Origin of the sequence: Methanosarcina sp. 1.H.A.2.2 (assembly GCF_000979975.1) — an archaeon.
In the GTDB taxonomy this organism is placed as follows: Archaea; Halobacteriota; Methanosarcinia; order Methanosarcinales; family Methanosarcinaceae; genus Methanosarcina.
Map to the genome: position 1 here is coordinate 15,043 of NZ_JJQL01000070.1, position 12,053 is coordinate 27,095.

At 45.6% G+C, this 12,053-nt stretch carries 9 protein-coding genes; 7 read left to right on the plus strand and 2 right to left on the minus strand.

Features of this window, described 5'->3' with window-relative positions; all coding sequences use genetic code 11:
* Positions 1-5: 5 nt before the first annotated feature.
* From EO93_RS10515 to EO93_RS10540, 6 genes are all read left to right on the plus strand, one after another.
* Positions 6-1,793: a nickel-dependent hydrogenase large subunit gene (locus EO93_RS10515; RefSeq protein ID WP_048162498.1), complete on the plus strand. Its 1,788-nt coding sequence runs from the start codon at positions 6-8 to the stop codon at positions 1,791-1,793.
* A 15-nt stretch (positions 1,794-1,808) separates the two neighbouring features.
* Entirely contained in the window at positions 1,809-2,621 is an 813-nt protein-coding gene (locus EO93_RS10520) for a formate dehydrogenase subunit gamma (RefSeq protein WP_048136489.1), read from the plus strand.
* 99 nt (positions 2,622-2,720) lie between these two features.
* Positions 2,721-3,206 (plus strand): hydrogenase maturation protease, encoded by a 486-nt coding sequence (locus EO93_RS10525; protein WP_048162499.1) that lies wholly within the window; start codon positions 2,721-2,723, stop codon positions 3,204-3,206.
* A gap of 348 nt (positions 3,207-3,554) precedes the next feature.
* Positions 3,555-4,796 (plus strand): hydrogenase small subunit, encoded by a 1,242-nt coding sequence (locus EO93_RS10530; protein WP_048136487.1) that lies wholly within the window; start codon positions 3,555-3,557, stop codon positions 4,794-4,796.
* Positions 4,797-6,584, plus strand: coding sequence for a nickel-dependent hydrogenase large subunit (locus EO93_RS10535; RefSeq protein ID WP_048162500.1), 1,788 nt, complete (start codon positions 4,797-4,799; stop codon positions 6,582-6,584). It abuts the gene before it with no gap.
* A gap of 15 nt (positions 6,585-6,599) precedes the next feature.
* The gene (locus tag EO93_RS10540; protein WP_235284209.1) at positions 6,600-7,394 is read left to right on the plus strand and encodes a cytochrome B; all 795 of its coding nucleotides are present in this window, start codon (positions 6,600-6,602) and stop codon (positions 7,392-7,394) included.
* Positions 7,395-7,879: 485 nt separating this feature from the next.
* On the opposite strand, the gene EO93_RS10545 is transcribed toward EO93_RS10540, so the two are convergent.
* On the minus strand, positions 7,880-10,378 hold the full coding sequence (locus tag EO93_RS10545; RefSeq protein ID WP_048162523.1) for a PAS domain S-box protein: 2,499 nt from the start codon (positions 10,376-10,378) through the stop codon (positions 7,880-7,882).
* Between the two features lie 224 nt (positions 10,379-10,602).
* Here EO93_RS10545 and cgi121 point away from each other — a divergent pair, with 224 nt between their 5' ends.
* Complete coding sequence (gene cgi121, locus EO93_RS10550; RefSeq protein ID WP_235283265.1) at positions 10,603-11,133, plus strand: KEOPS complex subunit Cgi121; 531 nt, start codon at positions 10,603-10,605, stop codon at positions 11,131-11,133.
* A 129-nt stretch (positions 11,134-11,262) separates the two neighbouring features.
* On the opposite strand, the gene EO93_RS10555 is transcribed toward cgi121, so the two are convergent.
* Entirely contained in the window at positions 11,263-11,991 is a 729-nt protein-coding gene (locus EO93_RS10555) for a type 1 glutamine amidotransferase (protein WP_048162501.1), read from the minus strand.
* Positions 11,992-12,053: the final 62 nt, after the last annotated feature.

Consider the following 12,053-nt stretch of genomic DNA (forward strand, 5'->3'; position numbering starts at 1 on the left):
AAAAAATGGTAAACGTTACAGTCGACCCCTTAACAAGAATTGAAGGTCACCTTCGCCTGTCCACTGAAGTAAATGCTGAGGGCGTTATAACTGATGCCCAGAGTTCCTGCCTCATGTTCAGAGGCTTTGAACGCATCCTGCAGAATCAAGACCCGAGGGATGCAGCCCTTCTTGTCCAGAGGATCTGCGGGGTATGTCCTACTTCTCATTCCCTCACAGCCGCCAACGCCCTTGACCAGCTCTTCGGTGTGGCTGATACCATTCCAAAAGATGCACTTGTAGCAAGGAACATTAACCAGGCTTTAAACTTCATTGCAAGCCATGCAACCCACATATACATACTCTGGGGCCCTGACCTTGCAAACCCTGCATACCGTGATGTCCTTACCCCTCTCGGGGAAACCGGAAATGCCGTCTGGAAAGAAATGGTCGGCAGATTTGCCCCGATCAGCTACAAGATCGACGGGGAATCCGTGCCTGTAGGGTCCTCCTACCTTGCAGCAATTCCTGAAAAGAAACGCCTTCAGGAAGCAATTGCGGTAATTGGCGGAAAAATGCCCCACCAGGTCACATCCTATCCGGGCGGATATACCTACAAGCCAAACGTGGCAGATATTGGCAAACTTTCCTCTTATTATCTTCAGGTCATGGACTTCGTTTCGAATTACACTTTAAAGGTTCCATTCGAGACCTGGATTGAAAACACTTACAATGCAAGCTCCCCTCAGAAGGCAGTAAGCTTCGTGGTTGAACACCTCAAAGGCCTTGTTGAGAAATCCGTAGCCTCAAATGACTTCTCCAGGGAAGCAGGCTGGGGAGATGCGGAGTTCTATGCAGCCTTTGGTTCCGAACTTGTTGGAGAAACTCTGCTTGGTCTTCCTGCAAGCCTTAAGCACGACAAAATAGGCGGATATAGCGACCCCTCAAAGATCGCCTTCCTTTCATACGGTGGGTTCTACAAACCTGAGAATGGGGACGGATATGATCCGAACAGCCCTGCAGGAGACCGCTTCCTGACTTCAGGTGTTGTGACCGGAAGCCTCGAATATCAGAATTTTGATGCAAGCAAGATTACTGAAAGCGTTGCTCACGCCTTCTATGATGACACAGCTGACCTCCACCCCTCAAAAGGTGAAACCAATCCGTTTACCGATCCCGAGGCAATCCGCTTTGACCAGGGCTCCGAGAGCAGGTACACCTGGAATAAGGCTCCGAGATATGACGGAACTCCCTGTGAGGTTGGGCCTCTTGCACGTATGCTTGCAGCTAAAGAGCCGCTCGTGACCGGACTTGCTCTGGCCTTTAACGAGAAAGGTTACTCTGCAGCTAACGTTTACACAAGAATGATGGCTCGTATCCAGGAAACCGCAATTCTCGCAAACGAGCTCCTTAAGTGGGTAACTGTCGATTACGATCCTAACGGCAAGATTGCTGTTGACACCGACCTTTCAATGGCAAAGAATTCGGAAGGCATGGGTCTCTGGGAAGCTCCACGTGGTGCTCTCGGGCACTGGGTTTCCACTGACAGCAACTCTAAGGTTATCACCTACCAGCCTGTAGTTCCGAGCACCTGGAATCTCTCCCCGAGAGATGGTGCAGGCGTACCCGGTCCTCTTGAGCAGGCTCTGATAGGGGCAAAAATCAATGCCGTAGACAATGCTCTTGGTGTCAATTACACCAATCCTGTTAACATCCTCCATATCGGTAGGTCCTATGACCCGTGTGTTTCATGCGCAGTCCATACCATTGACCTAACCGGGAAAAACGCTCCACGTACTTTAAGAATAGTATAAGGAGATGACCTATAAATGAAATCCAAAGACAACCCGATGGTTGTTGAGCGGTATACCGTCCTTGACAGGACGGCCCATACCATCCACGCTATTTCAATGCTGGTGCTCATCATTACCGGGTTAAAAATCTACGCAGGCTGGGACTTTATGAGTTTCCACAATGCCCGCGCCCTTCACATGATCACAGTTCCTGCTCTGCTTGCAGTGAACTGGATCCTTATTCCGTACAACATCTTCTCTTCAAGTGAAGGTGGAGTTCAGGAAAAAATTGCACATTTCATGGACCATTACGTCTTCGGTCCTGAAGATGCAAAGCGCCTGAAGGCAATAATCCTCAATTTCTTCGGAAAGGGTGAGTACCCCGCATTCACCATTTATGATGAGGTGTCGGGACACTATAAGACCAAACTCCACCCCTTAATGAAGATCCTTATTGTGCTCGAAGGCACCGCTATCTTCGTGATTGCCGTTTCAGGTATTGTCATTTACAGGCTTGACTGGGCACTCTTAGGCCTCCCTATAGGGTCATGGATCCTTACGGCAGGAGACCTGGTTGCACCTGCTTTCAATATGTCTTCCCTGCAGTTTTACAGGGCTCTCCACCTGGTAATGACGTATTTTTTTGTATTTGAACTGGTTGTCCACGTGGGTATCCTTGAGTTTAACCCGCATGTCTGGAAGAATCACAAAGCAATCTTCTGGTCCGGAAAAGAGGACCTTTCAGATTCCCGTTACGCAGAAATCGTTAAACCCAAACCAAAACAACTTTCTGACAGTGAGATCTGGCACGAATCGTCCGATACGCCTTCTGAAGTCGTAAAAGATTAATGCCAGGGGAATTCCAAAGTCCGGGAAAAATGTAATATAGGCATAGAAAGCTGCTAGAAAAGAATGAAAAACAGATGTTCAACTTCGTAACGTGAAAATATGTCTATATTACATGCTCCTGTAAGGATCCTGGGCTGCGGAAGCCCGCTAATGGGCGATGATGGCGTCGGCCTGAAAGTTATCGAAGTCCTTAAAAAAACGGAACTTGAAGGGCTTGAAGGCCTCGATATAGCAGATGCGGGGGTCTGCGGGCTTGACCTCCTGAACCTGCTTGACGATGCGAGAAAAGTCATAATAGTTGATGCAGTCCTTACAGGCAGCCGGACAGGTTCAGTACACCGCATCGAAGGCAGGGACCTGATAAAGGGCACTGAGCCGCACACACTGGTCTCGGTGCACGATCTCACAATTACCGATGTGTTGAGAATTGGGGAACAGGTGCAGTCCCTTCCGGAAATTGTGGTAATAGGAATAGAGATTGGAGAATTAGCTACTGAAATCTCCCGGGATATCAGTCCTGAAGTCCTTAAGGCTGTAGATGAAGCAATAAAGCTGATAAGGGAAGAAATCTCTGAGCTTATCTGAATTTTTTTATTCTTCTTTCTGTTTTTACTATTCTTCTTTCCGTTTTTTGTAATTCTTCTTTCTGTTTTTTGTAATTCTTCTTTCTTTTTTTTGTAATTCTTCTTTCTTTTTTTTGTAATTCTTCTTTCCGTTTTTGTTATTTTACTCTCTGGTTTCTTTTTCCTCAGTACCTTTCCTTTTATGAGAGCAAAATTCGATTATCAGAGTGTTTTCAGGAAAATATCAACTTATCAATAATGGAGTACTTATTTTTTGAGTTACTTTTTTATCAATTGGGTCTGCTATTAATGATATATTATCTACTATCTTTTGTACTAAATTATTCTATTTTTACATGAGGGGTGTGGAATGAGTGGGGAAGGGGATCTTGACAGGTTCAAGAATCTGGATTTCATGAAGATGGATAGGCGTACCTTTCTTAAAGCCATCGGGGCTCTTGGGGCATCTTTGTTTTTGCAAACCTATCGAGGCGACATTGTACGAGCTCTGGAATTTGCGGAGACAAGGATTGTCTGGGTCCACGGCGGGGAATGTACCGGCTGTTCAATTTCTCTGTTGAATGGGGGTGAGCCTGATGTGCTTCAGGCCTTCTCTCGCCTTAACCTGAGGCTTGCGTACCACGAAGTCCTGCTCGGCCAGCAGGGGATTTACGTGGACGGAAAAATGGAAGGCACTTCTGAACTCAATTCCGAGATCCTTTTTGAAGAAGTGATTGCGGAAAAAGGGTACATTCTTGTTGCCGAAGGAGCAATTGCTAACGGGCCGAAAGGCACTGGCAAGTACTGTTTCCTGGGTGGGAAGACCTACAAGGATATTTTCCGGAGGGCTGCGGAAAATGCTGCTTTCATCGTGGCTGTGGGGCAGTGTGCAACCAATGGCGGAGTTAATTCAGCAGACAGCGAGATCCGGGACCTTATGGACTTCAGGGGAGTTGCCTTCACCATGGAGGACCGGGACAGGGGTATCCTCACGGAATACGGGCTTGAAAAACCGGTAATCAATATCAACGGCTGTCCTCCCCATCCGGACTGGATGCTCCTTACTCTTGCCGCAGTTGTGCTCGGGAAAATTAAGGTCCCTGACGACCTTCCCTACGTGCTTGACGAATGGCTGCGTCCGAAGGTCTTTTTCCCTCCGGATCACGTCATCCATGACAACTGCCCGAGGAGGGGCTACTATGACAAAGGGGAGTTTGATACTGTGGTCAGCGGCCCAAAGTGCCTCTGGAAACTGGGGTGCAAGGCTCCATACACCCATGCGGATTGTGCTATACGCCGCTGGAACGGTTACCACAGCCTCTGCCCTCAGTCAGGGTCTCCCTGCATTTCATGTGTCTCTCCGGGTTTTCCTGAGAGTTCACGCCCCTTCTTCCAGGAAATTGAAGATGTTGGGATTGTAGGCATCAATATTGGTACCGTCGCAAAAGTTGCCATCGGGGCTTCCCTGCTTGCGGCAGGCGCCCATGCAGTCCGGAGAATTGCCATAAAAGAAAAGCCTGAAGAAAAGGGAAAACAGCCTGAAGAAAGGGAAGAAAAAAGCGAGGAGGACGAAAAAAGTGAGACCGCAAAAAAAGATCAGGGGGATGAGTAAATGGTCGAGGTTACGGTTGATCAGCTTACCAGGATTGAAGGGCACTACCGGATTACTACCCAGGTCAATGAGGAAGGGATAGTTACCGAAGCCCAGAGTATGGGGCTCATGCTCAGGGGCTTTGAACGCTTCCTCCAGAACCAGGACCCCAGGGATGCTGCCCTCCTTACCCAGAGGATCTGCGGGGTCTGCCCGACTACCCACTCCATTGCAGCGGCAAATGCCCTTGACCAGCTCTTCGGGGTTGAGGATACAGTTCCCAAAGATGCTCTTGTAATGCGCAACATCCACCAGGCTTTGAACCTAATAGCCAGTCACGCAACTCACGTCTACGTCCTCTGGGGCCCGGATCTTGCAAACCCCGCATACAGAACCCTTTTAGGAAACTATGGAGATTCCGGAAAAGCTGTCTGGGACGAACTGCTCGGAAGGTTTACCCCCATCAGTTACAGGCTCGATGGAGTTGATATTCCGGTTGGAAGTGGGTACGTAGCTGCACTCGGGGAAAAGCGGCGGCTGCATGAAGCTATTTCCCTCTTCGGAGCAAAGATGCCCCATTCTGTCGCTGCGCATGTCGGAGGTGTGACCTACGGGCCCACCGCTGCAGATATAGGGCAGCTTGCTGCTTATTACTGGAAATTTATGGATTTTGTAGAGAACGTCGCTCTTGGAGTTTCCCCTGAGACCTGGGTCGAAAACACGCGGTTTGCCTCTTCCCCACAAAAAGCTGTAGGTTTCGTGGTTGACCGCCTGCAGGAACTTGTGGATGCTTCTCTCGTTTCAAATGACTTTTCCTATGCGGCAGGCTGGGGTGATGTCCCGCTGTACGCGGCTTTCGGCTCTGAGCTCATAGGCGAGGAAGTCCTGGGGCTTCCGGTGAGTATGAAACTTGACCGGATAGGAGGGTACAGTGACCCCTCAAAGATTGGTTACCTTGTTTACGGGCTTTTCTTCAAGCCTGAACTCGGAGATGGGTATGACCCTACAAGCCCTCCCGATTCCAGGGTTATTCCTTCGGGTTTTCTGAACGGAAATCTTGAGCTTCAGAAGTTCGATCACAGAAAAATTACTGAGAGTATTGCCCATTCCTTCTACGTGGACTCCGAGTCTGACCGGTCCCCTCTGGAAGGGACCACTCAGCCGGAACCGGAACCCGATGAAATAGATTATTCTCGGGGGGTTGAAAGCCGGTATTCCTGGGTAAAAGCCCCTCACTACGACGGAATCCCCTGCGAGGTTGGGCCTCTTTCCCGTATGCTTGTCATGAAAGATCCTCTTATCACGGGCCTCGCAGAGATGTTCAGGGAAAAGGGTTACCCGATTACCAATACCTACCTGCGCATGCTTGCCCGGATGCAGGAGATCCTGGTGGTGTCCTCCGAACTCATTAAATGGTTGGCCGAGGATTTGAACCCCAATGGAAAATTTGCGGTTCCCACCGATCTTTCAATGGCAAAGGATTCGGAAGGCATGGGGCTTTGGGAAGCTCCGAGGGGCGCTCTGGGGCACTGGATAAAAACAGGGCCGGACTCAAAAGTCACGCTCTATCAGGCTGTTGTGCCGAGCACCTGGAACATGGCACCGCGAAACTCCGCTGGAATTCCGGGCCCCGTGGAGCAGGCTCTTTCAGGCTCAAAGATTTCGGCTGCAGAAAATGCGCTCGGAGTTGATTATACAAACCCTCTCAGCATCCTTCACACTTCCCGATCTTACGATCCCTGTCTGGCCTGTGCGATTCATGCTATTGACCTCAAAGGGCAGCAAAAAGGGCAGTTCAGGGTGGTCTGATCAGGGGGCGAGGATATGGGTGGACAAAAAGAAAATCCGGGTATGGAGTACAGTCTGGTCGTTGAGCGCTATACGTTGCTTGAACGGGTGACACACCTTGTCCACCTGCTCTCTATGCTGATTCTCGTTGTTACCGGACTTAAAATTTATCTCGGCTGGGATTTCATGGAGTTTCATACAGCCCGCACCCTTCATATGATTTCAGTCCCGTTTTTCCTGGTCGCAAACTGGATTCTTGTCCCTTATAATGTCTTTTCGTGTCCGGGAACGTGCAGTCTAAAGATCCGCTTCAACCATTTTTTTGAAAGCTACATTTTCGGGGTCGAGGATGCAAAACGTCTGAAGGCAATTATCCTTAATTTCTTTGGTAGGAGGGAGTATCCGGCATTTACCATCTATGATGTAAAAGAAGGGCATTACATAACAAAACTGCACCCCATGCTCAAGCTACTTATCATCATCGAAAGCACGGCAATCTTCTTTATCGCTGTCACAGGTATAGTGCTTTACAACCTTAACTGGTCTCTTTTAGGGCTTCCTGTGGCTCAGTGGATCATCTCCATTGCCGGATACTTCGCACCTTATCTGGGTGTATCTGCATTGGGCCTTATCCGTCTGGTTCACCTGGCTGCAACTTACTGGTTCCTGCTTGAACTAACGCTCCACGTTGGGATTCTCGAGTTTGACCCTAAAGTATGGAAATACCACAAAGCGATCTTCTGGTCCGGAAAAGAAGATCTCTCAGACAGGAATTTTGTCAGGGTAATTGAAGAAAATGATACAAAATTATTCCTGAAAGATCAAAAATGATTACTGGAAGAGCATTAATGGTGGTAATAAGTAATAAATGGCTGATTAGTGTCAGAAATCAATTACAGTGCAGAGTAAATCGCTAAAAGAGTAAGAACCTGAAACTTCTTTTCTAACCGGATTTTCAGGCGCACCTATTTGGAAGTAGGGTGATTTCCATATGGTTATATACTGTCCCTTTCATATTTATATATGGGAATCCATATGCATGAACTGGCGGCAATCAGGACAAAAGTCGGCCAGATCATCCTCAACCTTTTTATTCTTTTTTTGGTGGTGATGCTAGGGTTAGTTGTGGTTGAGGTTGTTCTCAAATGTTTGGTAATTCGGAGCCCATAATGAAAACTTCGGCTTTTTTTCTATTTTTATTTTTTTCTATTTTTTCCTATTTTTCCTCTACCCTCTAATTCTATTCATTTTTCTCCGATTACCTTTAATTTTCTTTCTTCTCTAACTGTTTCTTTTTCCTTTTCAATTTCAGGGTTCTACAAGATCTGTAAAGGATTCGTGACTTCCTTTTCCGGGATTTTGTTTTCAGGTCTTTTTGGAATTCTGAAGGTGAAGGTACTGCCTTTCCCGGGGCTGGCTTTAACCCATACCTTTCCTCCGTGGAGTTCGACAAACTTTTTGACGAGTGCAAGCCCAAGCCCTACTCCTTCATATTTCTTGGATATGGACTCATCAATCTGTACGAAAGGCTGGAAAACTCTTTCATAATCATCTTCATTTATGCCGATACCGTCATCCTTTACACTGATCTCAATCATGTCTTCCTTAAGCTCTGCAGTGATGTTTACTTTCCCGCCTTCGGATGAGAACTTAATTGCATTGTTCAAAATGTTGTATAGGATCTGTTTGAGCTTTACCCTGTCAGCAATTGTGGTTTTCAGTCCCTGCTCAATATTATATTCTATGCTGATATTTTTCTCAGCTGAGATGGGATAAAGCACTCTCTGAACTTCTTCAATTACTCCGGATATGTTCACTGTTTCGTAATAAAGCTCAATATTTCCCAGCTCAAGCCTTGAGATATCCAGAACATTATTGATCACGTCAAGAAGATGTGCTCCACTGTTTGAAATATTTTCAGTATACCTCTTTTGTTTCTCGTTAAGGGGCCCGAAAGTCTCACTTAAGAGGAGGTCTGAGAACCCTATAACCGCGTTCAGGGGAGTCCTCAGTTCGTGGCTCATGTTGACAATGAAAGTAGTTTTCGCTCTGTTTGCAGTTTCAGCAGCCATTTTTGCCTGAAGCAATTTTTCTTCGGCCTGCTTGCGTTCGGTTATGTCAATCATAATGCCGATGAGCACGGAGTCTTCCTCTATAAGGCCATTGAATACAAATTTGTTGATTATGACCTGATGCATTGAGCCGTCGGCAAATTTAAGAGAGGACTCGTAGACCTGATTTTTTCCTTGTTTTACCAGTGATTTATCCATAGGATGGTATTTTTCGGCAATCTCTATGGGGGCAAAATCATATAGTGACTTTCCAAGGATATCTATTTTTTCTAACCCAATAAAAGTTTTAAAAGCCCGATTACAGGCAACATAAATTCCGTTCTTATCCTTACAGAATACAGGCGTTGGGATTGAATCTATCATTTTTTTAAGGGCTTCACTCTGCTGAAGCCGTACAATTTCCAGCCTCTTTACCTCAGTCAGGTCTTCCACAAGAATAATGCCACCGTTAAATCTGGAATTTTCCGAAATAAGAGGTTTGTAGGTTATCTCACCAGGTATACTTTCGTTCTTAAGGCTGGAAATATATTTTATGTCGCAATGGATAGGAACTTCGGGGAGGCATGTAAAGCTTTTTTCTTCCGGCTTCTTCTCTTCTGGAGGGTTCAACAAATTGAAAATTAGTTTTTCGTTCTCACTACTGCCTGTAAAGTTTACAAAGTTTTCGTTGCATACGATGATAGTTCCATACTTGTCGAACTGGGCGATTCCTCCGGGAAACTCTTCAAAAAGCATGCGATATTTTCTTTCGGAATCCTTCAGGGCTTTTTCGGTCCGTTTGCGTTGGCTAATATCCCTCCCTATGGATATTACGGCTGCTTCTCCTTCGTATTCAATTAGCCTGTTATTGATTTCCTGAGGTGTGACCGTGCCGTCCCTCCGCAGGGAATCCATTTCAAAAGTAAAATATCCTGTTTGCTTTAGCTTCTCTATCTGTTGTCCGAATTCAGTCAGGTGGATATTAGTCCTTAAATCTTTTATGTGCTTTCCGAGCATTTTACTGCGTGTATATCCGAAAAGTTCGCAGGCTATATGGTTTGCTTCCATGACCCTGCCTTTCATATCATGTATCAGAATAGAGTCACTTGAACTCTCAAGTAATGTCTTAAATTTTTTGTCCGTACTTTCTTGCTTTATTCGAAGAAATTTCCATTTCCCATCTTTTTTGATCACCAATTTCTCCCCGGCTTCTATAAGGTCGAAGACATCCCCTGAGGAAATATCTCCCTCTTTAATCATAAAGAGTGGCCTGATTTTCTTTTCAGGCATATTCTCAGCAAGGATACGTCTTAGTTCCTTAAGGGAGCTGGTAATTGACTTTCCGACGGTTTTAACTTCAAGATTGATGCGCAGGTATCGCCAGTTTCCTGTGTGAATAAACTTAATAATCTCTTTCTGCGGAACCCCTGCTTTCCAATCAAAATAAATCCCTGAAGTTTCTGGCTGTTTGGCGGAAAGGGCTTCTGTTTCCTGCAGGGGAATTATCTTAAGCCTGGCTTTCGTTATGCAGCTTTCGGCATCTAACTCTGAGTTTGAAAGCAAATCTTTTGCTAATTCTGCACTCTCGGGATCCGGGACAATCCAGATGCAGCGTTCTTTTTGTTGTAATCCTGCTTTAATATAAGCTGCTGTAAGTTCTGTCCTGTCTTCTGTTTCCTTATAGACTGCAGTAAGGCCATTGGGTGGAATAGCCGAACAGAAACAGAACTCAGACTTAGTCTTTTTATTTATTATGTTTAACACCTTCCCGAAAACCCACAAACTCAGTTCTCTTGACTTCTTATGTGCAAAATATTTTATGATATTTTATAATATATTTATAATCACTTCATTCATTTTATTACTCACTAAGTCTATACATTGGAAGAATAAAAGCTTTTATATCAGGATCCGGAGTGCCTGCTCATTTTATCATACATTTTTCCCAACCGAAATCCTTATTGTAAAGCCCGGGATATGGCAGGAGTATGGAAATACAAAGGGAAATCCAGGTTATTTGTGGAGCGGTGAGAATCCCCAACCTTCCCGGTTTTCTTAAAATAATAACCACAATCGCTTCCGAAAACAAAGTAACCATTCAGGGCTTGAATGCTGACCTGATCGCGGGCGAAAGGCATCTTCATTTTGCAGTAGGGAAGGCTCTCAGGGCTGTCGCAGCAGGCAGCAACGTAGCAAAAGATCCAGGCATCGAGATCATGCGTTATGCAGCCGGAGAGAGGCAGATTGAAAGGAGTTTTTCTATAGGGCTGCATGAAGGAGAAAATAATGCGATTTTCGTGCTGCTTGGGAAAATGGATGATGTAATTCTTGCTTTCTCCGAAATTCGGAAGCTCATTGAAGAAAAACCATGTTCCGAACTGCTTGCTTATTCCAGTTATAAACGAAAAGGAATTCTTTCTCTCTTCAGAATCACAGATGCAGAAATAGAAGCTTCAGGAGAAGAACGTATCCCGGAACTCGTGATCGAGAGGGTGGCGCTGGCAGATTTCTTAAAATGAGAGAGATTTCTTAAAATGAGAGAGATTTCTTAAAATGAGCAGGATTTTTATTAATCTTCATACCTGCCCAAATAATTTTAGCTCCTCATTAATAGCCAGCTGTTAGTTTATACTTCGACTTTTTCGCCTTTACTTCCAAATTTCGCACTTTTTCTCAAACCAGTCCATCAGGGAAAAAGCAAGATCATTTGAATCTTCAAAAAGGCTTTCCTGCCCATAGATTTCCTTTTCGGACTGGATGAACTTTCCTTCAACAAGCTCATGCCCCGAATCATCGATAATATTTCTTATCCACCACCTGTCAGCTTCAGGGTGAAACTGCAGCCCGATAATGTTTCCTTTGTAAATAAAACCCTGGTTCGGACAGGCTTCGCTTTCGAAAAGTCTTACTGCGCCTGGCGGAATTTCAAAAGTGTCTCCATGCCACATGAATGCGGTAAATTCGGGAAATAAGCCTGCTGGAAGCTCTGAGTTTATCCCTCTCCCATTGTTCAGGTTTTCTTCTGCCAGAGCTTTTACCCTGTGCCAGCCTATTTCCTTGAACCTGTTTCTGGTAACCTTTCCACCCAGAACCTCTGCGATCATCTGTGCTCCAAAACAGCTCCCAAGCACAGGTTTGCCTGTATCTATCACCTTTTTTACAAACTCTTTTTCAGGCCTTAGCCATGGGAACTCCTTCTCCTGATAAACACTCATCGTGCCCCCCATTATCAGGAGCATATCGAACTCTTCAGGCTCAGGAAAGACAGGTTTTTCATAAAGCATAGTTTTTGTAAGGCTGTGCCCTTTTAGAGCTGCCCAGGTCCCTATGTTTCCAAGGGTCTCGTTTTTAAGGTGCTGGAGGCAATGTATTTTCATGTTTTTTCACTTTAGTTATGAAGTGGAATCAGTGGTTGTCCTGTTTTAAATATAGAGGTTTT